Origin of the sequence: Ralstonia sp. ASV6 (assembly GCF_016429285.1) — a bacterium.
Taxonomy (GTDB): Bacteria; Pseudomonadota; Gammaproteobacteria; order Burkholderiales; family Burkholderiaceae; genus Ralstonia; species Ralstonia flaminis.
The window spans coordinates 1-26,622 of the sequence record NZ_JAELUI010000020.1; the positions used below are offsets into that span (position 1 = coordinate 1).

Consider the following 26,622-nt stretch of genomic DNA (forward strand, 5'->3'; position numbering starts at 1 on the left):
CGCGGACATTGTCACTCTGCGAGTAGCCTTCCCACAGTGCATCGTCCTCCGATATCGGTCGCGGCACTGTGTCGATCAGCAGCATGCAATCCGCTTGCGGCCGTGCGTTCACCTCCGAATGCAAGGCATGGCTGATCTCAGCGGCCTGCGTTTGTAGCGGATCAGTCATGACGTCTTCAACCCAGCGGCACCAGCGCGCCCTGCTCGCGCGCAGCACCTTCAACAGCAGGAGTACATCCCTTCAGGTTGCCCTGAGTCAGGTTGTTGTTTGCCCCCACCCCACCCGGCCCCACAAACTGATGCCCCGCCCCCTTGAACGTCACCATCCCAGGCGCATGCAGCTCAATCGTGCCGTTCGTCACCTTGATCTGCGCACCTGCGGCATTGACGAGCACGTACTGCTTGGCCTCCGCCGTCACGCTGGCCTGCGTGGACGCCACGGTCACGGCCTTCTCCGCCACCAGATGGCTCTCACCCTTGAGGCTGCTCAACCCGACCTTGCCGCTGGCAGCATGCATGGCGATACCAGGAGTTGCATCCCCCGCCTGCCCGAGCGACTTGCCATGTGCATAGAGGCTCAGCCCTTCGGCCACGGCCACGGACAGGTTGCCCCCCACCGCCAGGTTCGCATCCTGCTTGGCGGCGAGCGTGACCTGCGTGCCGGCAACGATCACAGCGTCGACGGGCGTGGTGGTGACGATGCCCTTGGGCGCGGAGATCTGCAGATGCGGCTCGCTGTAGGCAACGGCCTGGGCACCTTCTCCGGCGCTCTCTGTGTGACGAAGGACTTCTGTGGTGTGACGCAACTGCTTGAGCGCGGGCAGCTCCCTAGCGGCCGGCTCATCTGCCAGGCCAGCCTTCTGCTTCTGCGCGGCTTCAGCCAGGGATTCGGCCAGATCGCTAGTCGCTTCAATCTGGCTGGCAGCGGCTTCGCTGTCTTGCAGTGCTGCGCTTGTGCCCGCACTGTGCGCGGTGAGCAGAAGACCGGCCCCAGCGCGCACGCTGCCGCTGTCGTCGGTGGCGAGTGCGGCGCCGTGGCCAAGATCTGCCTGGCGGGCGCTGTCGATCTGCTCTTTATGGTGGCCAAGCACGAGGCCGGTAGCGGCCTGCGTGGTGCTGAGCTGCGTGCGGCCCTGGCCTGCCGTGTCATCAAAAACGAGCTGGTTGTAGCCGGATGAGCCCGTTTGGCTACCCGCCAGTGCCTGCGTCTTGATGCCGGAGAGCACAGCGTTGTGGGCGTAAGCACCCTGGCTCTTGCTGTCGCCGGCAAACCAGGCGGGCGCGTTGCCGGTGGCGCCGGCTGCGCCGGCTTGGTTCTGGTTGTATTGCGCGTCGGTCTGGCCGGTGCCGTTGTAAGCGGCACCCACCACCACGGGCCGGTCGATGTCGCCCTGCAGGAACTCCACCAGCACTTCCTGGCCGACACGAGGCAGCGCCACGCCGCCCCAGTTGGGGCCCGCTACCGGCGCGGCCACGCGCACCCAGGCGCCCAGGCCCGCGTTGGCGCGCGCGTTGTCATCACCCGCCGGGTGTGACTGGCGGCTGGCCGAACGCGCACCGCGCTGCCAGTGGAATTGCACCTTGATGCGGTGATCGCGGTCCGTATGCACCGGGCCATCGGCGCCGATCACGAGTGCGGTCTGGCTGCCGTTGACGGTCGGGCGCGGGTGCAGTGCGCGGCCTTGTTCGTCGCTCTGCTGGGGGCGCACGGGCACGTTGTCGCGCACCACGGTGAAATGGTTGCGGTAGAACGTGGCGTCATCGCCAGCACCCTTGTTGCTGCCCGCACCCAGCATGTCGCCATCCTTCAACGCGCCCAGCGTTTCGGTCAGCACCTGCCCGAAGCGGTCGTTGAAGTTGTTGCGTGCCTTGTGTGTCACGGCCAGCACGGCAAAGCGCTGGTCACCTTCATCGTGATCAAAGTGGTCGGTCAGCTTGAAGCGTGTGCCGGTCGCCAGCGCACGCACGCTGCCTTCGCCATCGAACTGCTTGTCGCGCAGTTCCAGCGCTTCCATCATCAGCCGTGCGACACGCTGTGCCTGGTTGTTGTCTTCAAACCAGTATTGGCCGGGGTAGTCGGTATCTTGCAGCGTCAGTTGCGGGCCATCGCTGCCCTGCTGCTGGCCCCCGAGCTGCGCCGTGCGCTTGGCATTGGCGCGGTAGTCCCAGCTTGCGATCGACACCGCGTTGGTCTGCCAGCGGCGCGTGCCTTGCCAGCGGTCGATCACGTCTTCGGTGGCAGTGGTGTCCGCACGGCCAAAGCGGATGCTGGCTTGCGCATTGTCGGTGAACACGTCATTGGCATCGGCGATGACCATACGATGCACACCCAGCGCATCGCCATCCTTGGCCTCGTGTTCAAAGAAGTAGGACAGCCCCTCTTCGGCCAACAGGCGCGTGACGAAATCGAAGTCGCTCTCTTCGTATTGCGTGATGACGCTGCGGCGCGTGTAGACCGCGCTGTCGCGCAACGCCCAGCGCCATGTGGGCACCAGCCGCCCTTGCCCTTGGTAGTCGCCAAAAATGCTGTCGATCACCTCGATGATCGACATGTCCTGGAACAGGAAGCTGTCGCGGCGGTAGCGCAGGAAGGCCAGCCACGGCTCGATCACCAGCCGGTAGCGCACCAGGCCACCATTGGCACCAAGCTGCTCGAAGCGCGTGACGTGGCCGTGGAATGGGCGCAGCGTGCTGCGGCTTTGCTGCGTCAGCAGGTCGAGCCGCACGGGCTGGCCGAGCAGCTTGGTGGAATCGATGTCGGCGTTGTCGGACAGCGCCGTCAGTTCCAGCCGGAAGCCGCCAGCATCCATATGTTCGGCGGCGTCCAGCTGTTCGGGCAACAGCACGTTCGGCCCCAGCGGCGTTTCCAGCCGCAGCAGGCGGTTGGCCTGGGTGAAGGCCGCGCGCAACAGGTTTGCCAGCTCGGTCGGAGAGACCATGGTGTGCTCGCTTATTGAATGCGGTACTTGAACTCGCCGCTCTTACCGACGCCCACCTTGATCTTCTCGACGCCGCCGCCTTCGGCCATGCGCGTGAGCACCGATTCGGCAATCTCTGGCAGCAGCGTGCCGTTGAGGATGTGGTCGACCGCGCGGGCGCCAGCATCCACCTCGGTGCAGCGCGCGAGCACCGATTCCACCAGCGCGTTGTCCCACTGGAAGGTGGCCTTGTGGTTGATGGCCACACGGTCGCGAATGCGGCCCAGCTTGAGCGTGATGATCTCGGCCAGTACGTCGTCGGAAATCGGGTAATACGGCACCACCTTCATGCGTCCGAGGAATGCCGGCTTGAACGCCTTGTAGAGCGTCGGGCGCAGTTGTTCGGCCAGGACATCGGCGTCAGGCAGTTCTTCTGCTGCCTTGTTCAGGCAGGCCTGCATGATGTTCGATGACCCGACGTTGGACGTCAGGATGATGATGGTGTTGCGGAAATCGATGGGGCGGCCTTCGGCATCGTCCATCTCGCCCTTGTCGAACACCTGGAAGAACATCTCCAGCACGTCAGGATGGGCCTTCTCAACCTCGTCCAGCAGCACCACGCTGTACGGGTTACGGCGCACGGCTTCAGTCAGTACACCGCCTTCGCCATAGCCGACGTAGCCCGGCGGCGAGCCCTTGAGGCCCGACACGCTGTGTGCCTCCTGGTACTCGCTCATGTTGATGGTGATGAGCTTGCGCTCGCCGCCGTAGAGGATGTCGGCCAGCGCCAGAGCGGTCTCCGTCTTGCCCACGCCTGACGGGCCAGCGAAGAGGAACACGCCGCGCGGCTTGTTGGGGTCTTCCAGGTTGGCGGTGGCGGTGCGCACGCGCTGGGCAACAGCGTCCAGCGCATGGTTCTGGCCGATTACGCGGGCAGCCAGCAGCGGTTTGAGGTTCAGCACCGTGCGCAGCTCGTCCTTGACCATGCGGCCGAGCGGAATGCCCGTCCAGGCGGAGACGATTTCCGACACCACGTGGCCATCCACCTGCAGCGGCACCATCGGGGTTTCACCCTGCAGCGTGCGCAGTTCGGCCAGCAGCTTGGCCAGTTCGTCCGGCTCATCGGCTGTGCGGGCGCGCTTGGGCATCGACACGACATTGCTGTTGGCGGCCACGGGCAGCGCGTCTTCTTCTCCGGCTTGTGTGGTGCCGCTTTCGCGGGCTTCGCGCAGGGCCAGGATGCGGGCGACGAGTTCACGTTCCTTGGCGAGGCGTTCGGTGTTCTGGGCGACGCGCTGCTCCAATTCGACGCGCTGCGCGTTCAGGGCCTCCAGGCGTGCATCGTGTTCCGCACCGACGCTCTGCTCGCGCTCCAACGCGTTGATCTCGCCTTGCAGGCGCTCAAGCGTCTTCTGGTCGTCTTCAATGGCGCCGGGCGTGGCACTCTGGCCCAGCGCCACCTTGGCGCAGGCGGTATCCAGCACGCTGACGGCCTTGTCCGGCAGTTGGCGCCCGCTGATGTAGCGATGCGACAACCGGACCGCCTCGGTAATCGCCTCGTCCAGCACGCGCACACCAAAGTGACGCTCCATCAGCGGAGCCATGCCGCGCAACATGGAGGCAGCCAGCGGCTCGCTCGGTTCTTCCACCTTGACGACCTGGAAGCGGCGGGCCAGCGCGGCATCCTTTTCGAAGTACTTCTTGTATTCGCTCCATGTGGTGGCGGCGATGGTGCGCAGCTCACCGCGCGCCAGGGCCGGTTTGAGCAGGTTGGCGGCATCGTTCTGGCCGGCTTGGCCACCTGCACCAATGATGGTGTGCGCCTCGTCGATGAACAGGATGATCGGCTTCGGGCTTTTCTTCACCTCGTCGATCACGTTCTTCAGGCGGTTCTCGAACTCGCCCTTCACGCTGGCGCCCGCTTGCAGCAAACCCATGTCGAGCGTGCGCAGTGTCACGCCTTGCAGCGGCGGCGGCACGTCATTGGCAGCCACGCGCAGGGCCAAACCCTCCACCACGGCGGTCTTGCCCACGCCTGCCTCGCCGGTCAGGATCGGGTTGTTCTGGCGACGGCGCATCAGGATGTCGATCACCTGGCGGATCTCGGCGTCACGACCGATCACCGGGTCGATGCGGCCCTCTCGCGCGGATTGCGTCAGGTCCACGGTGAACTGATCGAGTGCCGGCGTCGACGACAGCGCTGCGGCGGGCTTGCTTCCATCTTCGGCCTGGGCGGTTGCGTCGTCGGCGATATCGACGGCTTGTTCCTGCTCGTCCGAACCGGCAGTCATGCGCTCAAAGTCATGCTTGAGGCGATCGACCTCGAATTTGGCAAACAAGCGCGAGCCACGCTCAGCCAGGGCTGACAGGCTCGGCTCCGTCAGCAGGGCCAGCAGCAGGTGGCCTGAGCGGATGCGGGTGATTTGGGAATCCAGCGAGGCGATCAGCCAACCGTGCTCGAACAGCTTAGGCAGGTACGGCGAGAACGCCGGCGTGCGCGTGTTGCCTTTCTGGAAGCGGCCAATCTCTGCCTCCAGATCACGCTGCAGCGCTGCCAGATCAATGCCGCTGGCACGTGCGGCAACCGCGAAATCGCTGCGGCGGTTTTCCAGCAATGCCAGGAACAGGTGTTCAAGATCGACCTCGTAGTTGCCTTGCGCCATGCACAGCGAGGCGGCGCGCTCGGCAGCCTGCCGGCTGGTCGCGTTCAGCTTGGCGATCAGGGTCTTGAGTGGGATGGCCATGGCGGCAGGGCTCCGAAGGGTCGAAAAGGTGTCGGTTGTTGGATTCAGTGCAGCGGCGCGAGTGTGTAGCGGGCATCGCTGCGGTCTTGCTGCGCGGGGCGCGAGCACAGGAAGGTGTCCCACCCAATCCTGCCGCTGTCTTGCGCACCGAGCGTGCAGCCAGTCACGTCCTGCTGGCGCAGGATCAGCTTGATTTCGAATTCGAGCGTGGTGCCGCACAGGATGGTCAGCATCTTGCGCAGCGCCAGAGCGCCCGGCGCGCCGGGCAGGAAGTTACGGTACTGCGCGCGCTTGAGCGGGCCGACCCACAGGCGCACCCGCAGGTCGCGCTGCCAGACGCGTGCACCGGCCAGCGCCGTCGCGCCAAGCACGTTGCTTGTGCTGCCCAGGCGCGTGTACTGCGATGCAGGCACGTGATACCAGCCGCCTACAAACTGCTCCACACGCACGGGCGCCTGGAAGTAGTCCGCCAGCACGCGCTGCAAATACGCGGCAGACACAGGCCGGTGACGCATCGCCGTGGCATAGCCAGCCAGCGCTTCGTCGTGGATCGCGCCGGGCGTGCCGCTCAGATCACTGCGCAGCGTCTTGTCAGCCGCGCCCGCCAATGACAACAGCAGCGGCAGGTAGTGCTTGCTGTTGTCGACTTCGTACTGGAACGGCAGTCGGTACTTCTTCCACGCCAGGTAGAACAGCGCCGTTGCCCGGTTCGAGAAGATGTCGAAGAACGCGCGGGCTGCACGGTCACGCCAGACCGATTCGCGCTCGGCAACGATCTCGGTATAGCGCAGCGGCAAGGCACCCTGCCCGCCCAGCATGCCAAAGAAGGAGGGCGTGATGGCCAGGTTGTCGAGCGCGCCCGCTTCCAGCGCAGCGATGAACGCCTCGTCGGTTTCCAGCATGGCCGGGGTGAGGCGCTCCACCTCGATGCCGGCAAGCTCGCTGGGTGGAAACGACAGCGACAGCGTGTTGCGAAAACTCACCCGCGTGGCAAGCGCCTGCTCCGGCGCCTGACTGCCGCGGCGTGCGAAGAGCTGCTCCAGCAGCCGCACGGCCTGGAAAAACTGGTACCGGTGCGGCTGCTTGAGCAGCCGGCGGATCACACCAGGATCGATTCGCCGCTGCGGGGTGCGCATTTGACCAGTTCCTTGCCGCTGCGGCGCGATACCGCAATCAGCTGTACAAAGCTGTTCATGTGGACGTACAGGCCAAAGAAGTGGTCCAGCACGCGAATGAAGCGGTGCAGGCCCGTGCCGACAAAGGCGTCTTCATCCAGCGTGAGACGGATTTCCAGGCCACGTACAAAGGTGGCGAAGGGCTTGCCGGCGAGCCACTGCGTCGCCGGTTGATAGTCCAGCCCGACAATGCCTTCGATCTGACGAGCGGAAATCGCGCTGCGCGGCAGGTCATGCAGACGCAGCATCTCCTTCAATGTCGGCAGCCCGTTCTGCACGAGCGAAAGGTGGTTCAGCGCCAGCAGCGAGATCAACCGCCACTGCGCCGCACGCCCACCGCCAAACCGCATGGAAGGCGTCGGCTTGCGCAGGAAGGTGATGTTGCGGGCAATCGAGCTGCCCTCCATCGACAGGTCACCATCGGGCTGACCGAATGCCAGCGTGGCCGGCAGATCGCGATTGGTACAGGTGACCGACAGGCTCAGCGTATCGGTCTGCGGACTGGCCGGGTCGAACTGCGTATCGACGATCGAGATCTCGGTCTCAAAGCCGGGGCTGCGCTGCGCCACCATCTCGTTGCGACGGGCGAGCCAGTAGTGGCCTGCGCGGCCAGGCTCTTCGCCGTGGTGCAGCGAGTAGAAGGGGCGGAACTCCGTCACCTGCTCGTGCGCGGTCGTCTCGCGCACGAGTTGCACCTTGTCGATCGAGTAGATGTCGAAGCCGTGCGCGCGGCGGCTGTCGGCTACCACCGGATACGCACTGGCCGTATGCTCGATGCGGATCGGGTCCGCCTTCTGCTGGAACAGGTTGACCACTGGCGTGCAGTGCAGACGCAAATGTTCCGCTTGCAGATTCTCGAGCAGGCGTGCGGCGTGGGAATCGCTGCGTACATCTTTCAGCACGAGATGCAACACCAGCTTGCGCACTGGCACACCCGGTGTCAGTCCACGCCGCAGTGCTGCCAGATCAATGTCGAAGAAGTTGAACTTCTCCGAGAAGCTGAAGTGCTCAGTCAGCAGCCGATAGGCCGGGTGCGAGCGGGCCGGGCAATCGATCAGGGATTCATCTTCGGTAAAGCCAACTTCCAGCAGCGGCACGCCCATCAGACGCTTCCACACACCGGGGCGATCGCCTTCTACGTAGGCAGCAGCGGTATGCAGGAACAACGCATCGCCCAGAGCCGCCACGAACGACGGTTCCCCATCCATGTAGACGCGCAGCTTGTCCAGCGCCAGCGACTCGAAGCCGCCGCGCTCGCCAACGTGCTCCAGCGTGATGGCAATGGAACCGGTCGCGCCCTTGGGCAATTGCACGGCAGCCGGTGCGGACACCGCACGCTCGAAGGTGGCCGCGGCCACGCGCACCGGCGCGAAGGTGACGTCATACGCCGTGCGAAAGCGGCATTCCACCTTGCGTACGATGCGCGTGGTCAGAAAGGTGCCGCGCGGGATGGTGACGGGTGCGCTCAACTGCGCGGCCACGCCACGCACATCAAAATGCGCCACCGAACACGAGGGAAACGGGCGCAGGTAGTGGGGGTACAAGACCTCCAGCAGCGCTTCGGTAAATTCAGGGTAATCGTCGTCGAGTTTCTTGCTGACACGCGCGGTCAGGAAGGCGAACGATTCGATCATCCGCTCGACGTGCGGATCGTCGCAGCCGTCGCCGGACATGGCGAGCCGGCCAGCGACCTTCGGATACCGCTCGGCGAAGTCGCGCGAGTACCGGCGCAGGAAGGCCAGTTCTCGTTCATAGTAGGGCAGCAGCTCTTCCATCTTCCTTGCGGTCCGGTACAGGTCCCGAGGCTGTCAATCGGTGCGCTCAGGCCCGAAGGCAATCTCAGCCGCGTCCGCGCGAAACGGAATACCGCAGCGTGGACGGTTGCAGCGTGGCGTCAAAACTCACCGGCTCGCGTGCAGGCCCCACCAGCAGCACCGCACTGATGCCGAAGCACAGCGCATTGGTCGCCCGCTCGTTGATCTCCAGCGACACATTCACATGCTGCAGGCGCGGCTCGTGGCGCTCGATCGCCTTGGTGAGCGACTGGCAGATGTAGTTGCGGTCGTAGAAGCTGGCGAGGCTCAGGCCGGCAAAATCGTTGAGCCCATAGGTGAGCAGCGACCGCTTGCACTCAGGCAAGCCATGCAGGTCATCCTCCTCAAACACAATGCGTGTATTGAGCAGGGATTCGATGTCGCGCGCGACCGTGCTCTTGAGTTCTTCAAGTGAGAGCTGGCGCAATGCCGTGGGCATGGGCGCGTGGGGCTCGTCGTCGAAGAGCTTGTCGAGCAGGCTGGGTTCGAAGCCTTTCATACAGCCGTTAAAAGTGCCAATGCAAGACGCCGCAGCGTACGGCTGCGGCGCTTGCAGTCAGAACGCCAAACGTTAAACCGAGTACGTCTTGTCGTTCTTCGTGAGGCTCCAGGCGCCTTGCGAATTGCCGCCTTGGCCGCCAGCGCCCTTCTGCTGCGTGTACTTCCACTGCACAGCGGCGTAACGCAGGCTGAACGTGTCGCTCGGGATGCCCTGGGCCACCACTTGCGAATCGACTTCGCTCAGGATGGCGTTCTTCAGCTTCACTTCGAGGTACTTCACGCGATTGCCTTCGCCATCTGCGCGGAAGAATTCGATCGTGACTTCACCGAAGGTCGTGCCGCCCGACGCGTGCTGGTACAGCAGCGGGCTGACCACGTCCAGATCCTTCGAGAACACCATGTCGCGGTGCTCGCAACGCTCGGCGGTGTGGCCGCCGGCGGTCGAAGCCGTGGCCGAACGCGGCTGCACGACTGCTTGCGACCAGCTGTTGATCTCGATCCAATCCTTGTGATCCTTGTCTTGCGACTCCCCTTTGATCGCCGGGCTGTCGAACTTGACGTAGATATCCTTCATACAGAGACCCTCTTCAATAGATAGGTTGTTGGTACTGCAAACCGAGCAGTTAAGAGCCGCTAACAAAAACTTCCTGGCTAAGCACGCCGATGCGAACAGTACTCAAGTACCGATTGGGCAACTTCGGGCGGCGCAACAACGCCAGGAGGGTTTTGTTAGCGGCTCTAAGCCCGAACATTCCCCCCCGGGGACAGTCCGGTCAGGAATTGCGGGTTATGCGTTGGTGGGCTTGGGCAAATCAGCCACCAATCGCAGCGAGATCGAGAGTTCGTCCAGCTGGAAGTGGGGGCGCAGGAACGCCACCGAGCGGTACGTACCAGGCTTGCCTGGCACCTCCGACACCTGGATCGACGCCTCGCGCAGCGGGAATTGCGCCTTCTGCTCTTGCGTGGCGTTGTCATCCAGCAGCACGTACTGCGAGATCCAGCGGTTCAGGAACGTCTCAACGTTCTTGGCCGAGGCGAAGCTGCCGATCTTGTCGCGCATCATCGCCTTCAGGTAGTGCGCCACGCGCGACACCGAGAAGATGTACTGAAGCTGTGCCGACAGCACCGCATTGGCGTTGGCGCTATCGGTGTCGTACTTCTTAGGGCGCTGCACCGATTGCGCAGCGAAGAACGCGGCGTAGTCGGAGTTCTTGCAGTGGACCAGCGGGATAAAACCGAGGTCGCTCAGTTCCTTCTCGCGGCGGTCGGTAATGGCGATTTCGGTCGGGCACTTGAGCGCGACTTCGCCGTCGTCGGTCTTGAAGGTGTGCGTCGGCAGGTCTTCGACCAGACCACCACCTTCCACACCGCGAATGGCCGCGCACCAGCCAAAGTCTTCAAACGCAGCCGTCAGGCGTGCGCCGAAGGCCCAGGCGGCGTTACACCACAGGTACTTGCTGTGGTCGGTGCCGTCCACGTCTTCGACAAAGTTGAAGCCTTCAACCGTGGTGCCGTCCTTCGGGTTGTAAGGCAGACGACCGAGGAAGCGGGGCATCGTCAGACCCACGTAACGCGAATCTTCCGACTCACGGAACGACTTCCACTTGGCGTACTCCACCGTGTCGAACACCTTGGCCAGGTCACGCGGCTTGCCCAGATCAGCAAACGATTCCAGACCCAGCAGCTCCGGCGACGACGATGCAATGAACGGTGCATGCGCGGCAGCGGCCACGTGCGCCATCTGCTCGATGAAGTACACGTCTTCCGGTTGGCGCGTGATTTCGTAATCACCGATCAGCGCGCCGAACGGTGCACCGCCGAACGTGCCGAATTCTTCTTCGTACACCTTCTTGAACAGCGCGCTCTGGTCGAATTCGATAGCGGTCTTGAAGTCGCGCACGAGATCGCGCTTGGTCGCGTTCAGCGCCTTGATCTTGATCGTCGTACCGGTCTGCGTTTCCTTGACCAGGTAGTTCAAGCCGCGCCAGGTGGATTCCAGCTTCTGGAATTCCGGCGCATGCATGACCGCGCTCAGCTGCGACGAGATCAGGCGGTCCAGTTCAGCGACACGCGCATCGATCGTGGCCGACAGGTTGTCGGACACCACGACGGTGCCGTCCAGAACCTGGTTGACCAGCTCGCCAATGATGTCTTTGGCGCGTGCGTGTTCAGAATCAGACTTGGCAACGCGGCTCTGCTCGACGATCGAGTCGAGCAGGTTGACCGCCTCGGCCGTCGAGGCGCCTTGCGCGAGCGCAGCGGATTGGTTCTCAAGCATCCCCGCCTCCGTTCTTCTTGGCGCTGAGCTTCTCGAGTGCCTCGGTGTTCTTCAGCACGTCGGACAGCAGGTCTTCCAGCTTGTCGTTACCGGCCATCTTGTTACGCAGGTCGGCCAGTTTGGAACGCGCCTCCAGCAGCTGGCGCAGCGGCTCAACCTGCTGCACCACAGCCTCGGGGCTGAAGTCCTCAATCGAGCGGAACGTCAGATCGACGCCAAAGCGGCCGCCCTCTTCCGTCAACGTGTTGGGCACCTGAAAAGCCGCACGCGGCGCGACGCCCGACATCACATCGTCAAAGTTGTCGCGATCAATGTTGACGAACTTACGGTCGCGCAGCTTGGGCTGCGGCACTTCCGACTGGCCCGACAGGTCAGCCACCACGCCCACGACGAACGGCAGTTCTTTCTGCTCGATCGCGTCGCCAATCTCGACGTCATACGTCAGTTGCACGCGCGGCGGGCGCACCTTCTGCAGACGCTTCTGCACACTTTCTTTCTTGGCCATCACGTTCCTCCACAGATGCTGGACTGGCGCATCGCTTAGCGCAGCGCGCCAAACGGATCAGCGCTACCGCTGGCGCCACCCGTGGCGGCAGGTGCGGCTGCGCCACCATGGTTGGCGGCCTCGGTTGCAGCCGGAGCGGCACGCTTCACGACCGGGCGGCGCTTCACGACCGGCTTAGTAGCTTGTTGCTCGCCCGGGAAGAGGACCTGCTCGCCCAGCGTGTCGCGCAGCATCTTGGCCAACACCTGTGCGTCGGTCTTGACGTCGCCTGCCAGCGCGCTATCGGCACGCAGCTCTTGCAGCGAGCGGCGCGCCACGCGCAGGCCACTCACAGCCAGAATGCTCTTGGCCTGGCGATCGCTACCGTCACGCTGCAGCGCTTCCTCTGCGGCCAGGATGGCTTGCGGATACTTTTCTGCGCCGAACTGGATCTGTGCGATGCGTACCCAAGGCTCGTCGCGGGTCGGGTTGACCTTGGCGATCTGCTGATAAAGGTCGATGGCCTTGTCCTGCTGGCCACCCTTCGCGGCAGATTCTGCCTCCGACATGCTCTGCTTGAATGCCTCGTCCGTTTGCGGGCCAGGGTTGCTTGTGGCGCAGCCGGTGATCAGGGCAGCGGCACCAGCCAGCACGATAAGGGAACGGAGAACGCGGGAAATAGACATGGATTTGGCCACGGCGAGACTCTTCAAAAGTTCAAAGCGGTGTGTCGATATCCAATCATAATCGCCGAAATTGGCGAGTTAAATATTGGTCTCGACTGGCGCGAAATAGTACACTCCGCTCGTTGAAGTTGACAACCAAAAATGGATCATTAAGAAATCGAAACATTTCCTTTGAATTCAAGGCTTTGCAGCACCTCCAAACGACAAATCACGATTATTAAGAAACCGAAACATTTCGCCGTTTTCAATTATTAAGAAACCGAAATATTTTAAGATTTCTTTTATTCGAACGGGTGCGAAGCCAGTCAAATCAATAGAATTAAACGGTACAAAAATCAGGCATGAAGACAATGAAATTCGATGCAGCAAGGAGGCTGCCGGGCTGCGGCAGCACCCCCAAACGCCGCGTCGCGACGGTGCTCAAACTGATACTGGCTGGGGCAAGCGTGGCGGCCCTGGCGGCCTGCTCCACCGGTGCCAGCGTGCTGGCCGGTGCCGCCAATGGCGCACTGGAAGCCATGGGCCTGAAGTCGTCGAACCTGCCGGACGCCCAAAAGCCGCCGCGCGAAGTGCCGCTCAAGCTCACCGCCGGCAACAACCTGAATGCCGCCAACGACAAACGCCCTGTCGCCTTGGTCGTGCGCCTGTATTCGCTCAAAGACCCGACCAGCTTCCTGCAGGCACCGTATGACACCTTCATCGATCCGGCACGCGAGAAACAAACCCTTGGCGCCGATCTCGTGCAGGTTCGTGAAATGACGCTGATCCCAGGCCAGCGCTACGACTTCACGGAAAAGGTCTCGCGCGAGGCGACGACATTGGGGGTTGTGGCTTTGTTCCGCAGCCCTGCGGCCCAGCGCTGGAAGTTCGCCTTCAACACCGAGAAGAATGAGAAGAACGGCATCGTGATCGGCCTGCACGCCTGCGCCATGACCTTGACTGCCGGCACGCCGACCACACCGGCCGGCAGCACACCGCAATCCGACCTGAACCTGCTTTCGCCTGCGATCTGCGGCAGTTGAGCTCCGGGGTTGAACCGACAAGCCAATGCACAAGCACTAGAAGGGCCAACGTGAGCTATTCCGCAAAGATTCTCTGGGGCGAAGGACTGTTCCTGCGCCCGCAGCATTTCCAGCGCCAGGACGCGTACCACGAGTCGCGCCTGCATGCGATGGCGCAGGTGATCCAGCCCTACAGTTGGGGCGTGCGCCATGCGCGCTTTGATACCGATGCACTCGCCAGCGGCGTGCTGCGTGTGACGGAGCTTTCGCTGTTCTTTCCGGATGGCGAGCTTTACTTCGCGCCCCAGGCCGACGCTCTGCCGCCGCCGCTGGTGCTTGATGCCGTTCCGGCCGGCGTGTCGGAACTGACGTTCCATATCGCGCTGTACCCGCTGCAGGAAAACGGCGGCAACTATCGCGAGCCGGTCGAGGGTGCATCCGGCTCGCGCTTTGTGGGCGAGGAAGAAGAGACAGCCGACCTCTATACCGAGGCCGAGCCCGCCGCCATCACCTTCCTGAAGAAGTCGGTCAAGCTGGTGGCGGAAACCGAGCCGCGCGACCAGTTCATCTCGTTGCCCGTGGTGCGCGTGCGTCGCACCGGCACCGGCGGGTTCGAACTGGATGAGAGCTTCGTGGCGCCGAGCCTGTCGATCAACGCATCGGCGGTGCTGTATCAGCGACTGCGCCGGCTGCTTGACGCGCTGCAGGCCAAGGTCAATGCGCTATACGGCTTCCACCGCGAGCCGACCAAGAACATCATCGAATTCCGCTCGGGCGACATCGCTTCGTTCTGGCTGCTGCACACGGCCAACGCGGCTTTTGCGGCGCTCTCGCACCTGTATCACCACCCGGATCTGCACCCGGAGCGGCTGTTCCAGGAGATGCTGCGCCTGGCCGGTGCGCTGATGACGTTCACCAAGAGCTACACGCTGACCGACCTTCCCGCCTACGACCATGACCAACCCGGTCCCGTGTTCGCCAAGCTGGACACGATCGTGCGCGAGCTGCTCGATACGGTCATCTCCACGCGCTACTTTGCAATTGCGCTGGAAGAGACGCGCCCGTCGTTCCACCTTGGCCGCATCGACTCCGGCAAGATCGACGACAAGACCAGCTTCTATCTGTCGGTATCGGCCGATATGCCGGTGGCAGAACTGGTCGAGGCCATTCCTGCCCGCTTCAAGCTGGGCGCGCCTGACGATGTGGAAAAGCTCGTGCTCTCGTCCATGCCCGGCGTGCCGATCACTTACACCCCGCAGGTGCCGCCGGCCATTCCGGTGCGCCCGGGCGCGTGCTACTTCGCTATCGAAGCGCGCGGCATGCTGTACGACCGCATGCTCCAGGCCCAGACCATCACCATCTACGCCCCGGCCGGCATCCGGGAACTCAAACTTGAACTGATTGCGGTGACTTCATGAGCGCTACCACCACCCCTTCGCTGTTTGGCGGTTCGGCACCCGCGCCCGGTAATGCGGGGGCCGATGCCCGTGAGTCCAACTCGCACGCGCGCACGCTGCTGGACTTGCTCTATGACGGCTTCTTCATGCTGTTCCAGTTGCGCAATGGCCAGCAGCCCGCCAGCGCGGAAGATTTTCTCGCTCGCGTGCGCGCCTTCCTGGATGAATTCGACCGCGGTGCCAAGCGGCTGAACGTGTCGGCGGAAGATGTGTTCGACGCCAAGTACGCCTTCTGCGCCGCCGTGGACGAGACCATCCTGTCGTCCAACTTCTCGATCCGCACGGCATGGGAGCGCCGCCCACTGCAGCTCGTGCTGTTCGGTGAACAACTGGCCGGTGAGACCTTCTTCGTCAAGCTCGAAGAGCTGCGCGCCCACGGTGCACCACGCCTGCAGGCGCTCGAAGTGTTCCATATGTGTCTGCTGCTGGGCTTTCGCGGCAAGTACATCCTTGAAGGGCCGGAAAAGCTCGCTTACTTGACCGCACGTCTGGGCGATGAAATCTCCGCCATCAAGGGCAAGCGCGCGGCCTTTGCTCCGCACTGGCCCCTGCCGGACAAGGTGGCGCACACGCTCAAACGCGAGACGCCGCTGTGGATCTTCGGCGCCGTGTTCGCGCTGATCGGGCTGCTGGCATTTCTCGGGCTGTCGCACACGCTGCGTACCAAGACCAACGAAACGCTGGAGGGCTATTCGCAGGTCATCAAGCTCGGGCCGCGTTTCTCGCATCTGACGATTTCGTTGCCCTGAGCGCTGCCTTGATTGCCGCCCTGGCGCGGCCGACACCCGCGCCAGCCCGCTGACCCCGTATCCTCATCCATCGCGACGCTGCTCCGATGAAGCCTTTGTCCACTCTGCCGGCCGCTGTGCCACAAGCTGTCCTGGGCGCACTGCTCGGGCAGCAAACCCGCCAGATCACCATCGAGACGGCGCTCGCTTCCGACAACCTCGTCGTGGAGCGCTTTACCGCGACCGAGGCGGTTTCGGCCTCGTTCGTGCTGCAGGTCGATTGCCTGAGCCCGTCTGCCCATCTGGATACGGTCAAGCTGGCCTCGCAAGAAGCCACGCTGCGCCTGATGCAGGCTGACGGCCGCTGGCGCGCATGGCACGGCTACGTAGCGGACTGTGCATCGCTGGGCGGTGACGGGGGGCTGGCGCGCTATCGATTGCGCATCGTGCCGTGGCTCGATCGCCTACGCACCCGTAGCGATTGCTTCGTCTACCAGAACAAGACGGCGCTTGAGATCATCGAAGAGGTCTTTGCCGAGTACCCGGTTGCGCACTACAAGATTGCCGCGAGCCAGCCGTGCGCCAAGCGCTCGATCTGCTGCCAGTATCGCGAAACCGACTACGCCTTCGTGATGCGCCTGCTGGCGGAAGAGGGTCTCTCGTTCCGCATCGAGCATCAACAGAGCGACGACAAGCAGCAGGACAATGCGCAGTCGCGGCATACCGTTGTAATTTTCGACAACGACGCTGAGCGGCCCGCCTGTGCGCAATCCGACATCCGCTTCCACCGCGTGGACGCCACAGAAAGCGAAGACGCCATCGAACGTTTCTCGCAAACATATAGTGTCGGCACCAATGCCGTAACGTTGGCATCGTGGGACTACAAAGCACTGGCCGCCACCTCCGGCCAAGCCACGGCCAACGACACCGGCGGTGAACTGCCCACGCTGGAGAGCTTTGAAGCCTCCGGCCCGTATCAATTTACCGACGCGCAAGGTGCCGGCCTTGCGGCCAAGCTGCGTATGCAAGCCCACGAAGGCGCTTTCCTGCGTTACCAAGGCCAGGGCAGCGTACGCCAGTTGGGTGCCGGCCAACGCTTCAAGCTCACGCAGCACTTCGACAGCAAGCACAGCGAGTTCGTCACGTTGCAGGTCGAACATGAGGCTGCCAACAACCTCGGCACCGACATCGCGCGCCTGCTGGGTACCACAGCCATTGAATCCGGCAGCTACCGCAATCGTTTCGTCGCCGTGCCGGCTGAGGCGCCCATCGTGCCCGCGTATCGCCGTCGCCCGACCGCCCCGGAAGGCCAGGCTGCAGTGGTCATCGCCGATGATGGCGCCCCGCTCACCACGGACCGCGACCACCGCGTACGCGTGCGCTTCCCATGGCTGCGCGCGCCGGAAGTCAACGCCTTCTCCGACCCCGGCAGCAGCGACCGCACGCAAGTCACCGCCTGGGTGCGCGTGGCTACCTCCAGTGCTGGCCCCAACTGGGGCGGCAACCACCTGCCGCGCGCGGGCACACAAGTGCTGCTCACCTTCATTGACGGCGACATCGACCGGCCGATGGTCGCCATGCAGTTGCACAACACGCAGGACGCCCTGCCCTGGCCGGCCGCCGATGCGCCGCTTGGGCAAGCCTTGTCCGGCTGGCACTCCCAGGGGCTGGGCGGTGATGGCTACAACCAGTGGGTGGTCGACGATCATCCGGGCCAACTGCGCACGCGCCTGGCCAGCTCGACCGCCAACAGCCAGCTCAATCTCGGCTACGTGACCTCGCATGGCGCCACCGGCAGCGACCGTGGCAGTTGGCGCGGCACAGGTGCGGAAATGCGCACCGATGCGTGGGCTGTGGTGCGTGCGGGCGCGGGCCTGCTGCTCTCGACCACCGCGCGGGCGCAAGCCGGCGGCACGCTGCTCGATGCGCATGAGGCGCGCGGGCAGCTCACCGCCGCGCAAAAGACCGCGCAGCGTCTGTCCGATGCGGCATCCAGCCAGCACGCCTTGCCGCTGGCAGCCAATGAGGCGTTTGAGCCGATCGACAAGGCGCTCGATCCGTCGCAGGACGGGCATTACGCCAGCAACGTCAACGGGCAGGATTCGCAGCAGCCGGTCGACAAGTTCGGGCAGCCGCTGCTGGTGGCGGAGTCGCCTTCGAGCATTGCGCTTGCCTCACAGGCCACCACTACGGTTTATGCGGGTCGCCACCTGCACGGCACCGCGCAGGCGGATTGGCACCTGGCTGTCGGCAACGTCGTGGCGGCCGCTGCCGCCAAGGGCGTGAGCCTGTTTGCGCAGCGCAACGGCATTCGCGCGATTGCTGAAGGTGGGCCGGTGTCGATCCAGGCGCATACCGATGCGTTGACCGTGCTGGCGGACAAGGCTGTCACCGTGACTTCCTCTGCGGATTCCGTTGAGATCCTCGCGCAGCAGAACATCGTGCTGCATGGCGGGGATTCGATGATCCGGCTCGAGGGGAATGCGGTTACGTTTGAGACGTCGGGCTTGTTGTCGGTGAAGGGGGCGGGGCATCCGCTGGTTGGGCCGGGAGGACAACCGGCGCAAATGGTGGCATTGCCCGCTTTGCAACTGGGACCATACAAAGGCCAACTGCAACTGGTCGATCACGGCGAAAAGGTCATACCCGACGTTCCGTACAAAATCGTTGGTGCAGACGGCGCGGTACTTGCCGAAGGCATTACGGACCAATCAGGCAAGAGCCCCGTCGTTACAAGCGACAAGGCAAATGCCACGGTCTACATTGGCCGTGGCGGCTGGACAATCAGCGAAGAGACCATCGAAGAAAGCGGCTGTGGCTGCTGATGACCCGACAGATATGCACGTGCACCAGCAATGACAAGCGACGAACCTAGCCACGATCATGACCACGCCGGCGGTAGCGCCGAGCTCTACTTCGAACACGGATTCGGCCAAGCAATCTCCGGCTTGACTGTGCGTGTGACCGCCGGCAGCAAATCCTTCTCCGGCGCTACGGATGCACAAGGTTTTCTGCCGACGCTCCACTTGCACTCGCCCGACACACCAGCAGCGCACGATCACGGTAACTGGGTGGTTTCCGCAAAGGCACCGGTACGCGTCTCCATTGAAGTAAAAAAAGGAGACGGTTCCTGGAAGAACATCGGTGCCTTCAATCTCGAGGACGGCCAGCGCAAGCGCGTTACCGTCTCTGCAAACAGCACTGCCAGCCCCATGCCTCTGGCGTTGCACGGCGCAGCTTAAGGATTCACTACATGGCTACGGAGCAACAGCAAGTCCCCGCTGAGCAAGCACAGAGTGAGGCGAATGGGAACAATACGGAGCAGCAACAAGCCCCTGCTCAGCAGGTACAGAGTGAGACATCTGGGAACAATACGGAGCAACAGCAAATCCCAGCTCAGCAGGTACAGAGTGAGACGAATGGGAACAATATTCTGCAGACAACGGTGCAGTTGGTGCAGCGGTATTGGGTGCGGGTGACTGTCACGATGAATGAGGAGAATGGGCAGCCGCGCGTAGCAAGCAAGCTGCCCTACATTTTGGTGGCACAGGATGGGAACCTCTGGACCGTTCTTAGCACTGGCGTCATCGCATCAACCGGAAGAGCCAGTTTCGGCATACCTGGCGCTGGCCGCTATCGGGCATATGTAAAAGAACCTACACGTACCTTCCAGGCTGGGGCAGCGTTCGAGATTCCCTATCATCAATTGCCTACCGGGCAAGACAGCACAAGAGAGGTTCAACCCTGGTTTGACATGGAGGTTACCGCTACCGGAAATCCGCAAGTCTTCCAGGTACGGCAAGCGTTACCCAACACACTTGGTCGCGCCGCAAATCTCTACCCCGCAGCCAGCACTACGCCACATACGCTAACCCAGGCACATACCTCAGCAGCAACACCGCTTGACTTAGGCAACTACCGCATCACCAATCAGCTGTGGAGCGATGTCAGCCGGTGCTATGGAATATCGCATGCGGCCGTCACATCGAGCACAAGCCGAGCCGCACTGGAGTTGATCTATGGCGAGCAACTCACGGTTTTCGAACAACATGGTCGGCGACTGGAGTTGGATGGAAGAACGATCGAGTTTGAAGTCGGTGCAACCGCTGGAGGCCGTCAGACACTCGGCTTTGCAGACAATACGCACATGACCGCGAGTGAGTGCCTTCGCAAGGCATATCCGAACGTGTTCGACTGGTGGTGGCAATCCATGGCTACGCTGCGCTTATCCAACGCAATAGTTTCCAGCACATGGCGCCCTCATCAAGGCTCGACCCTCCATCGTTACTCTCTCGCACTGGATCTGAAATACTTGACGGGCCTAGTCGACATATCACCGACAGAAACCGCGTCCGCAACTATCCATCTTCACGTGAATCAAGGCAACAACAACCCCGCGAACCCTCAGCCCCCAATCAATGCTTCTGCTCAACACGCACGCATGCTCTCAAAGGCCTTCCATAGATACCTAGCCGAGGAGCGTGCGAGTGGGCGTCTTGGGTGGCTCGGCGGTCCATGGCCCCTCACTCGCGCGCAGGTTGGACTTAGCGGAAACACCACCTTCATCGTCACAGATGCCGGACACATACATCATGTCCACGTCACCGTTGGAATAGATCAGCCATAAATCATGAATTCCCAGCAAAAACTGACCCTCCTTACGGCGATCGTTTTTCTCACCCTGAGCATCAAAGCTACGGCAACACCAAACAAGTACCGCGATGAGGAAATGGGAATTTGGTACACCGTGCCACCAAAACCTTCTAAGCTTATAAAAAGTCAGAATCTCAATAAATTCCTTATAGAAAAAAGGAGCCTTCCTGCTTTTGGGAAGAAACCAGAAAACTGGCCTGTTCGAGCCCTATATACCGGTCCCAGCGGAGAACTCCTAGAATTTGATCACAACGGGAAAATTGTATATGACAGTGAAAATCCTGACGGCCGCTATGACTCCGATGTTTATGTGATGCGGCAAATATTTGCGCGAGGCAAGCCCGTATGGGAGAACGCAGAGATTTTTCACCGAATAAGAGAGCTTGACGAAAGTAACGCAGGGTATACCGCAGCTCTTATACCGCACGGCATGGTGCGCAGCTGGAATGGGAACGTCTGTCCGTTAAGAGACGTGGACCCCGTCGCGCATCAAAAGCCAGCACCACTCGGAATTCACACGTACATTCTCGATGGAACTTGTGACAAAGCCATAAAGATAAAAATCAACGGTCAAGATTTCATCACATATCCGGGATTCAAAAAAATAAGTACCCCATATCTTTATTGGTCCATTCAGTATTTCAGCGATCCAGTCAGCCCCATTAATAAAGAGTCCGGTGAATGCCTACGCTATTGCGACGAAGAGAGCCAGAAGAAGGAAGCAGCGCTCAGAAGTGCTGGCAACTAGCGCTCAGCCAACAGCGACCACACGCAAGCACTGCCTACCTTCGTGAGCGGCAAGCACGATAGCCAATCGTGCGCCGATGACGAGTCGAGTACCGAGATCTGAGTCTTAGTGCACGCAAATGCAGATCTGCCCCGCTCGCATAATCTATTGACCGCTCAAACCTGAAGCGCGATGGATGCGCTGAAGGCACCTCCAAACATGGCGATGAAGGGCGGACCGCAATTCTGAAAGGAAGCCGAATAGTGATCAACGCGATTCGCCAGTTCCTTACCGCGTACGCCGCAGTAAAGACTGAAAGGATCCGTCGTGAGAATGCGATCGACTACGTCATCTCCCATCCGATGCAATTTGTCGGCCAACCCATTCACCAGATCATCAGTCGATGTGGCCAACCTGATCGATTCTTCAGTTTCGACTTTGGAAAGGGGGAAGCCGAGTGGGATGGCCGTCACCCAACCCGTCTGCGTGTCTTCTTGCGTGACGGAGCCTACGTCGAAGAAATCGAATGAGGATGGCAGCCCCCTGCGGGCGATGCTTACCCGCACGGTGACCACTGACTCACGCCTGTAGCAGCCAATTCACGGCAGTGTTTCCAGCTAAGTGAGACGACGCCAATGTTCACCACCGACGACGGCAGCACCATCTGACAGTGGGATAGCGATCAGTGCGAGCCGAGACTCTAGCCCTGCCCAGCCCTCCAACCTCAGAAACAAGACACCATGGGTTTTCTAGAAAAACTGTTTGGGCGAAGCGCCAAAGACAGGACCACTAAAACGGCTGCCGACGCTCCCCAACCGGCGAAAGACGAAGGCAACACCTCCGGCGACATCGCCCCGGAACTCGCCTCCGCTCTACAGTCCTACCAACAGGGACGGCACGAAGCGGCGATCGCTGCCGCTGCCCCTCACGTGGATCGCCATGCCGACGCCAACCGGCTATGCGCGCTCGCCTATTCAGACATGCGCCGCTACCCCGAGGCCTTCCCTTACTGGCTGGCGCTGTTCAACCAGGAGCCTAGTGCGCACAACGCGCTGCAACTGGCAACCACCTCGGTGATGTGCGACGAACTTGATCGCGGCGAAGCCTGGTTGATGAAGTTTGACGAGATCAACGAGCAAACGCACGAACTCTCCAGCGTGACCGCTCGCACCCAGTTTGTCTCCGCACTCAAGCAAAGCGGGCATATGGCGGAGGCGCTGCCCTATCTGGCTTGGCTACGCGATGTCTATGCGCATGTCCGGATTACCGACACGCACTTCCTCTACATGCGCGGTATTCCCTTTTTCTCCAGCTTCTTGGAAATCAGCCTGCCCATCCTCAGGGCAAATCTGCCAGACGAAGCGATCGTCGAATGGTTTGGCGTGCTTTCCGGGCAATTGGATGAAGAAGGCGAAGCCCAGCTTGAGCAGTGGTTGCAGTCCCTGACGGTCAAGGCCGATCGTTGAGCGGTGTCCGCTCCGCTCGCGTGGCGACGAGCGTGCGCGCCTTTTGCCGCCTCTGCAAACCCTCGTGGCTGCGGGCAGTTCAGCCGAGGAATGGCCCAGAAGAAAGGAGCAACGGAAGAATGAAATTGACACGCTGCACGACCACACTGTTTACGCTACTTGGCCTGTGTCTGACGCAAGTCGCACAGGCGCGACCCTTCCCCTCCCACACCATCCACGGCAGCGAATACGCGTCAGTCTGCAGCCCCACACCTTGGAAGCATCTTCGGTATTCGCTCCATCAAGCTGCGCACGGCAGAAATCCACAAGCTTTGGTGGATCTCGCCCGAACCTACCTCTGTGGAAACAACCGTGCGGCGGCCGGCAAGCTATACCGCAACATGCCTGAGAGGATTGTCATCACCACAGAATCGAGTGGCTTCGACGATCGTACAAGTCATGAGGCCCCTCGCACGAGCCTTAAGCCCGTTGCCGGCGCCGCGTGGGATGCCGAGGTGGAACCCGACGGCGAGCACATCAAGATCACATACTTGGCCAGTGTCTCTGCTGCAACCTCCGTCACGTTCGCCGCCAGCGGCAGCGCCTGGCAACTGACTGCGATGTACACGATTACGGACTGAGCCGGCGCAGTATCCATGAAAGCGTTAACTGCCATCGCTTACACCCTGCTCGGCGCATTGATCGGCTGCTTGAGCTTGTATGCATATCAGAAGACGCAACGCCCGCTCGTCCACAAACTCCAGTTCCCTCTGGTACTCAGTGGCGGTTCCGCAAACGCACCACCGTCCACCTTGCCGGCAGGCACCGCTCTCTATTACGACCAAGCCTTTCCGGAAGGCTTCGTGCGCTACAAGGTCTACGTGAATGTGGAAGGGGTCAAACTGGAGTCGCAACGGACAACCGATCCGTTCCCGATCGATCCGCTGACAGCCTTTCCCGTTGGCGCAGACGCTCGACACAGATTGGATACGCCGTGATTGCCATCACAGTTCGATACATCGCCCTGCGATGGCTGGCCATGCTGTGCATCGCTGCTGCGATCGTCGGGTGCAGTCGGGATGACTCGCGCGTAAGTACGGACACCGCGTCTCTCGCGCAATACATCCGACTGGGTATGCCACCCAAAGCCACTCGCTTTGAACTTGCCACGCTTCCGGAGGGCAATGCCGATGGCCGTAGCCCGCCAGGTCCAACCGACTACGTGGTACTGATTGCCGCCGTCACGCTGTCGCCCTCCGATAGCAAGCGCATCATTGACCAGCCGCGTTATACAGAGCGTCAACCGATTCCGGATGCCTTCATCCGCGCATGGCTCTCGGATTCCGAAAGCGTTGCACTAAGCAACGTCTTCTCTCAGACGGGCGGCCTTGCCTATGACGTTTCCCGTCTGGCGACTCGACCAACCAAGCGCGCCGTTGCCATCCCGATGGACACTGGGCACTGGGTTCTGTATCTCGAGTACGTCGCTTCCTAAGTCGGACCATGATTTGCGCCGGCACCTGCCGGCTCCGCAGCAAACCCAAGGCCCCTCAAACAAATTCAGCCATTTCCCAACACCGTCCTTGAATTCCACAAATAACTGTATATATTTACAGTACCTGTACATTCATACAGTTACGCCATGGACGACCTGATCCGCATCGAGAACGAGTACGACCGCCAAACCGTAGCGTGGCTGCGTAACCGCCTGGGCGATCAAGCCCTGTGCGAAGTCGTCATGCGCATGGAAGGGAACGGTCGCCCGTATGTGTCAGAGGTGTGTCGCACGCTGGGTGTGGCGCGTCCGCCATATCAGCGCACCTCGCGCGCACGGCCACTCAATCGTGCCGTGGGTGAGGCGTATCTCGCTACTATCCGCGGCATCCTGGGGGCTGGCCGGCACGCGGCGGCGTAAGGCTGCAAACGCCGCGTCAGTCCGCCAAAGACGCGGCGGTCTCTTCGCGCAGCCAGGCTAGCCACGCGCCGGCCGGGCTGTCGGGTGCAATCGGCACGCTCGACAGCAGGCAGTACGCAGATCCATCCCGCTGGAAGCCGTCCGGCGCCATCAACCGCCCATCTTTCAGATCATCACCAGCCATCAGCTTTGACGCGATGGCTGTGCCCTGCCCGGCCAATGCGGCCTGCAAGCTCAGATAGAAATGTTCGTAGCGCGCCTCGGGCAACCGCCCGCGCGGGCGCGGCATGCCGCTGACGCGCCACCATGTCTGCCAGGCGTCGAGGCGCGTGGCCGTGTGCAGCAGACGACGGCGTGCGACGGCATCGGCATGCGGCGCCTGCACGGGGCCAATCCATTCTTCGCAGATGGACTCGGCATGCACATGTGCTGGCCATGCAAAGTCATTGCGGCGCAGGGCGACATCCACACCGGTGCGCGCGAAGTCGATCGGCCCACCTGCCGCAAACAGATGGATCTGGATGGAAGGATGCCGCGCCTGAAAGCGTGACAGGCGCGGGATCAACCACCGCATTGCCAACGTCGGCTCGCACGAAACCACCAGTGCGGAAGACGTTGCGCGGCGTGCAATCCGGTCAATGCTTTCTGTGAGGATGGAGAACGCATCGGCAGCCGCCAAGCGCAGTTGCTCTCCCGCCGGCGTCAGGAAGACGGCCCGGTTGCGCCGCTCGAACAGGTCAACCCTCAACGATTCCTCCAACTGCCGAATTTGCCGACTGACAGCGCCATGTGTCACGTGCAGCTCCTGCGCGGCGCGCACAAAGCTGCCGTGTCGCGCTGCAGCCTCGAACACACGCAAGGTATTCAGTGGGGGAAGTGCCATCTGTCAGTTTTTCTCACTGAAAAACCGCATCATAAATCGATTTTCAGCGATGCCCCGCTCGCCCAGAATCGGCGCATCCCCACTTTCCTTCGAGTGCCTGACATGGCCGAACTCTTTGCCGTTGCCGTCATCACGATATTGGCCGTCATCAGCCCAGGGGCGGATTTCGCCATGGTCACGCGCAACAGCCTGCTCTATGGCCGGCGTGCTGGTGTGCTCTGCGCACTGGGTATTGCAATGGGCGTGCAGGTGCACGTGTTCTACACGATGTTCGGCGTGGGCCTGCTGATTGCGCATGCGCCGGCGCTCTTGCACGGCATCAAGCTAGTCGGCGCGGCCTATCTGGTGTGGATCGGCTGGAAGACGTTGTCGGCCAAACCGATGCCCGTGGGCAAGACAGCGGATGACGGCTCGGGCAGCCACACGCTGTCGGCGGGCGCGGCGCTGCGCATGGGGTTTCTCACGAACGCACTCAACCCAAAGACGACACTGTTCGTCGTCAGTACGTACACGCAGGTTGTTCACCCGGGTACACCGCTGGCAGCACAGTTCGGCTATGGCCTATTCATGTCGGTCGCGCACGCGGCGTGGTTTGCGCTGGTGGCAATGGTGTTTGCGTCGGGCGCGTTGCGGCGTTCGCTGCTGGCACGGCAGCAGATGGTCGATCGCGTGATCGGCGTGATCCTGATCGGGCTGGGCCTGGCACTGGGGTTCGCTCGGCTGGCGTAGCGCCTGCGGCACGGCGTCGCAGCAAAGTTAGCGATTGCTGAGCCGGCAGTATCCTCGGGCGATGTCCGCTCGCCACCTCGCCTGGAAACCTGCGTCCCGCCTGCATCTTGCCGGTGGGCGCGCGGTTGCGTGGGTACTGCTGTGGGCTTACCTGCTGGCAACCGCATGGATGCCGTTGGCGCATGCCGCACGCGCGCATGCCGAGCAGTTGCCCGTGGTGCTGTGCTCCGCGCACGGCACGGGCGTGATGGTCATTCCGCTGTCCGATCCGGGTGAGCGCAAGCGTGTCGAGCAATCCATGTCTGCGCCGGCGTGCTGTGGCGCGTGTGTCGTCATGGCTGATATCGCGCCCACGCTCGATATCGATGCACCCAACGCGCCGGCCTTGCTGGGCAGCATCAGCGCACCGGACATCCTCACCCCTCGCGTTGCCACACCTGCGCCGCAATGGCGCGCCCGCGGCCCACCGCTGGGTTGATCCGCT

Annotated in this window: 25 protein-coding genes; 14 read left to right on the forward strand and 11 right to left on the reverse strand. The window is 62.1% G+C overall.

What is annotated here, in order from left to right:
• Positions 1–176: 176 nt before the first annotated feature.
• The 9 genes from JHD73_RS05560 to JHD73_RS05600 all read right to left on the reverse strand — a co-directional run bounded on the left by JHD73_RS05560 (position 177) and on the right by JHD73_RS05600 (position 12,600).
• Positions 177–2,939, reverse strand: coding sequence for a type VI secretion system Vgr family protein (locus tag JHD73_RS05560; RefSeq protein ID WP_199028621.1), 2,763 nt, complete (start codon positions 2,937–2,939; stop codon positions 177–179).
• Between the two features lie 11 nt (positions 2,940–2,950).
• Positions 2,951–5,662 (reverse strand): type VI secretion system ATPase TssH, encoded by a 2,712-nt coding sequence (gene tssH / locus JHD73_RS05565; RefSeq protein ID WP_199028623.1) that lies wholly within the window; start codon positions 5,660–5,662, stop codon positions 2,951–2,953.
• 44 nt (positions 5,663–5,706) lie between these two features.
• Positions 5,707–6,798 carry a type VI secretion system baseplate subunit TssG gene (tssG, locus tag JHD73_RS05570; RefSeq protein WP_199028625.1) on the reverse strand — a complete coding sequence of 364 codons (1,092 nt, stop codon included), beginning with the start codon at positions 6,796–6,798 and terminating at the stop codon, positions 5,707–5,709.
• Positions 6,762–8,612 carry a type VI secretion system baseplate subunit TssF gene (gene tssF, locus JHD73_RS05575; RefSeq protein WP_199028627.1) on the reverse strand — a complete coding sequence of 617 codons (1,851 nt, stop codon included), beginning with the start codon at positions 8,610–8,612 and terminating at the stop codon, positions 6,762–6,764. The genes tssG and tssF overlap by 37 nt, the downstream gene beginning before the upstream one ends.
• 64 nt (positions 8,613–8,676) lie before the next feature.
• Positions 8,677–9,150, reverse strand: a complete 474-nt coding sequence (gene tssE, locus JHD73_RS05580; RefSeq protein WP_021193543.1) for a type VI secretion system baseplate subunit TssE — start codon at positions 9,148–9,150, stop codon at positions 8,677–8,679.
• Positions 9,151–9,222: 72 nt separating this feature from the next.
• Positions 9,223–9,726 carry an Hcp family type VI secretion system effector gene (locus JHD73_RS05585; RefSeq protein ID WP_021193542.1) on the reverse strand — a complete coding sequence of 168 codons (504 nt, stop codon included), beginning with the start codon at positions 9,724–9,726 and terminating at the stop codon, positions 9,223–9,225.
• Positions 9,727–9,939: 213 nt separating this feature from the next.
• Entirely contained in the window at positions 9,940–11,430 is a 1,491-nt protein-coding gene (gene tssC / locus JHD73_RS05590) for a type VI secretion system contractile sheath large subunit (protein ID WP_199028629.1), read from the reverse strand.
• Complete coding sequence (gene tssB, locus JHD73_RS05595; RefSeq protein ID WP_199028631.1) at positions 11,423–11,935, reverse strand: type VI secretion system contractile sheath small subunit; 513 nt, start codon at positions 11,933–11,935, stop codon at positions 11,423–11,425. The genes tssC and tssB overlap by 8 nt, the downstream gene beginning before the upstream one ends.
• A gap of 35 nt (positions 11,936–11,970) precedes the next feature.
• On the reverse strand, positions 11,971–12,600 hold the full coding sequence (locus JHD73_RS05600) for a hypothetical protein (protein WP_199028633.1): 630 nt from the start codon (positions 12,598–12,600) through the stop codon (positions 11,971–11,973).
• A gap of 341 nt (positions 12,601–12,941) precedes the next feature.
• Here JHD73_RS05600 and tssJ point away from each other — a divergent pair, with 341 nt between their 5' ends.
• From tssJ to JHD73_RS05635, 7 genes are all read left to right on the forward strand, one after another.
• Entirely contained in the window at positions 12,942–13,622 is a 681-nt protein-coding gene (tssJ, locus tag JHD73_RS05605; RefSeq protein WP_199028635.1) for a type VI secretion system lipoprotein TssJ, read from the forward strand.
• Positions 13,623–13,672: 50 nt separating this feature from the next.
• Entirely contained in the window at positions 13,673–15,019 is a 1,347-nt protein-coding gene (gene tssK / locus JHD73_RS05610) for a type VI secretion system baseplate subunit TssK (protein WP_199028637.1), read from the forward strand.
• Complete coding sequence (gene icmH, locus JHD73_RS05615) at positions 15,016–15,807, forward strand: type IVB secretion system protein IcmH/DotU (protein ID WP_199028639.1); 792 nt, start codon at positions 15,016–15,018, stop codon at positions 15,805–15,807. Before tssK ends, icmH begins: the two co-directional genes overlap by 4 nt.
• 86 nt (positions 15,808–15,893) lie before the next feature.
• Positions 15,894–18,611 (forward strand): type VI secretion system Vgr family protein, encoded by a 2,718-nt coding sequence (locus tag JHD73_RS05620; RefSeq protein WP_199028641.1) that lies wholly within the window; start codon positions 15,894–15,896, stop codon positions 18,609–18,611.
• Positions 18,612–18,641: 30 nt separating this feature from the next.
• The gene (locus JHD73_RS05625) at positions 18,642–19,028 is read left to right on the forward strand and encodes a hypothetical protein (RefSeq protein ID WP_199028643.1); all 387 of its coding nucleotides are present in this window, start codon (positions 18,642–18,644) and stop codon (positions 19,026–19,028) included.
• Positions 19,029–19,039: 11 nt separating this feature from the next.
• On the forward strand, positions 19,040–20,413 hold the full coding sequence (locus tag JHD73_RS05630) for a hypothetical protein (protein WP_199028644.1): 1,374 nt from the start codon (positions 19,040–19,042) through the stop codon (positions 20,411–20,413).
• Between the two features lie 3 nt (positions 20,414–20,416).
• The gene (locus tag JHD73_RS05635; RefSeq protein ID WP_199028646.1) at positions 20,417–21,187 is read left to right on the forward strand and encodes a hypothetical protein; all 771 of its coding nucleotides are present in this window, start codon (positions 20,417–20,419) and stop codon (positions 21,185–21,187) included.
• Positions 21,188–21,342: 155 nt separating this feature from the next.
• Here JHD73_RS05635 and JHD73_RS05640 read toward each other — a convergent pair whose 3' ends face one another.
• Complete coding sequence (locus tag JHD73_RS05640; protein WP_199028648.1) at positions 21,343–21,741, reverse strand: hypothetical protein; 399 nt, start codon at positions 21,739–21,741, stop codon at positions 21,343–21,345.
• Positions 21,742–21,906: 165 nt separating this feature from the next.
• Here JHD73_RS05640 and JHD73_RS05645 point away from each other — a divergent pair, with 165 nt between their 5' ends.
• The 5 genes from JHD73_RS05645 (at position 21,907) to JHD73_RS05665 (ending at position 24,526) form a co-directional block, all read left to right on the forward strand.
• Positions 21,907–22,632, forward strand: a complete 726-nt coding sequence (locus tag JHD73_RS05645) for a hypothetical protein (protein ID WP_199028650.1) — start codon at positions 21,907–21,909, stop codon at positions 22,630–22,632.
• A gap of 380 nt (positions 22,633–23,012) precedes the next feature.
• The gene (locus JHD73_RS05650; protein WP_199028652.1) at positions 23,013–23,252 is read left to right on the forward strand and encodes a hypothetical protein; all 240 of its coding nucleotides are present in this window, start codon (positions 23,013–23,015) and stop codon (positions 23,250–23,252) included.
• 15 nt (positions 23,253–23,267) lie between these two features.
• Complete coding sequence (locus JHD73_RS05655) at positions 23,268–23,609, forward strand: hypothetical protein (RefSeq protein ID WP_199028654.1); 342 nt, start codon at positions 23,268–23,270, stop codon at positions 23,607–23,609.
• Entirely contained in the window at positions 23,606–24,106 is a 501-nt protein-coding gene (locus JHD73_RS05660) for a hypothetical protein (protein ID WP_199028721.1), read from the forward strand. The genes JHD73_RS05655 and JHD73_RS05660 overlap by 4 nt, the downstream gene beginning before the upstream one ends.
• 147 nt (positions 24,107–24,253) lie before the next feature.
• Entirely contained in the window at positions 24,254–24,526 is a 273-nt protein-coding gene (locus JHD73_RS05665; protein WP_199028656.1) for a hypothetical protein, read from the forward strand.
• A 16-nt stretch (positions 24,527–24,542) separates the two neighbouring features.
• Here JHD73_RS05665 and JHD73_RS05670 read toward each other — a convergent pair whose 3' ends face one another.
• Entirely contained in the window at positions 24,543–25,409 is an 867-nt protein-coding gene (locus JHD73_RS05670; RefSeq protein WP_199028658.1) for a LysR family transcriptional regulator, read from the reverse strand.
• Between the two features lie 102 nt (positions 25,410–25,511).
• On the opposite strand from JHD73_RS05670, the gene JHD73_RS05675 reads away from it, so the two are divergent.
• A complete protein-coding gene (locus tag JHD73_RS05675) occupies positions 25,512–26,138 on the forward strand; it encodes a LysE family transporter (protein WP_199028660.1) in 627 nt (208 codons plus the stop codon).
• A gap of 61 nt (positions 26,139–26,199) precedes the next feature.
• Positions 26,200–26,616, forward strand: a complete 417-nt coding sequence (locus JHD73_RS05680) for a DUF2946 family protein (RefSeq protein WP_199028662.1) — start codon at positions 26,200–26,202, stop codon at positions 26,614–26,616.
• Positions 26,617–26,622: the final 6 nt, after the last annotated feature.

Coding starts and splice junctions, on each gene's coding strand:
- tssC (WP_199028629.1), bottom strand. CDS start 11,430: ATGCTTGAGAACCAATCCGCTGCGCTCGCGCAAGGCGCCTCGACGGCC.
- JHD73_RS05630 (WP_199028644.1), top strand. CDS start 19,040: ATGGCTACGGAGCAACAGCAAGTCCCCGCTGAGCAAGCACAGAGTGAG.
- JHD73_RS05665 (WP_199028656.1), top strand. CDS start 24,254: ATGGACGACCTGATCCGCATCGAGAACGAGTACGACCGCCAAACCGTA.
- JHD73_RS05560 (WP_199028621.1), bottom strand. CDS start 2,939: ATGGTCTCTCCGACCGAGCTGGCAAACCTGTTGCGCGCGGCCTTCACC.
- JHD73_RS05635 (WP_199028646.1), top strand. CDS start 20,417: ATGAATTCCCAGCAAAAACTGACCCTCCTTACGGCGATCGTTTTTCTC.
- JHD73_RS05670 (WP_199028658.1), bottom strand. CDS start 25,409: ATGGCACTTCCCCCACTGAATACCTTGCGTGTGTTCGAGGCTGCAGCG.
- JHD73_RS05625 (WP_199028643.1), top strand. CDS start 18,642: ATGACAAGCGACGAACCTAGCCACGATCATGACCACGCCGGCGGTAGC.
- tssF (WP_199028627.1), bottom strand. CDS start 8,612: ATGGAAGAGCTGCTGCCCTACTATGAACGAGAACTGGCCTTCCTGCGC.
- JHD73_RS05680 (WP_199028662.1), top strand. CDS start 26,200: ATGTCCGCTCGCCACCTCGCCTGGAAACCTGCGTCCCGCCTGCATCTT.
- JHD73_RS05655 (WP_199028654.1), top strand. CDS start 23,268: ATGAAAGCGTTAACTGCCATCGCTTACACCCTGCTCGGCGCATTGATC.
- tssE (WP_021193543.1), bottom strand. CDS start 9,150: ATGAAAGGCTTCGAACCCAGCCTGCTCGACAAGCTCTTCGACGACGAG.
- JHD73_RS05600 (WP_199028633.1), bottom strand. CDS start 12,600: ATGTCTATTTCCCGCGTTCTCCGTTCCCTTATCGTGCTGGCTGGTGCC.
- tssJ (WP_199028635.1), top strand. CDS start 12,942: ATGAAGACAATGAAATTCGATGCAGCAAGGAGGCTGCCGGGCTGCGGC.
- JHD73_RS05620 (WP_199028641.1), top strand. CDS start 15,894: ATGAAGCCTTTGTCCACTCTGCCGGCCGCTGTGCCACAAGCTGTCCTG.
- icmH (WP_199028639.1), top strand. CDS start 15,016: ATGAGCGCTACCACCACCCCTTCGCTGTTTGGCGGTTCGGCACCCGCG.
- tssB (WP_199028631.1), bottom strand. CDS start 11,935: ATGGCCAAGAAAGAAAGTGTGCAGAAGCGTCTGCAGAAGGTGCGCCCG.
- JHD73_RS05650 (WP_199028652.1), top strand. CDS start 23,013: ATGCCTGAGAGGATTGTCATCACCACAGAATCGAGTGGCTTCGACGAT.
- tssG (WP_199028625.1), bottom strand. CDS start 6,798: ATGCGCACCCCGCAGCGGCGAATCGATCCTGGTGTGATCCGCCGGCTG.
- tssH (WP_199028623.1), bottom strand. CDS start 5,662: ATGGCCATCCCACTCAAGACCCTGATCGCCAAGCTGAACGCGACCAGC.
- JHD73_RS05675 (WP_199028660.1), top strand. CDS start 25,512: ATGGCCGAACTCTTTGCCGTTGCCGTCATCACGATATTGGCCGTCATC.
- JHD73_RS05645 (WP_199028650.1), top strand. CDS start 21,907: ATGGGTTTTCTAGAAAAACTGTTTGGGCGAAGCGCCAAAGACAGGACC.
- JHD73_RS05585 (WP_021193542.1), bottom strand. CDS start 9,726: ATGAAGGATATCTACGTCAAGTTCGACAGCCCGGCGATCAAAGGGGAG.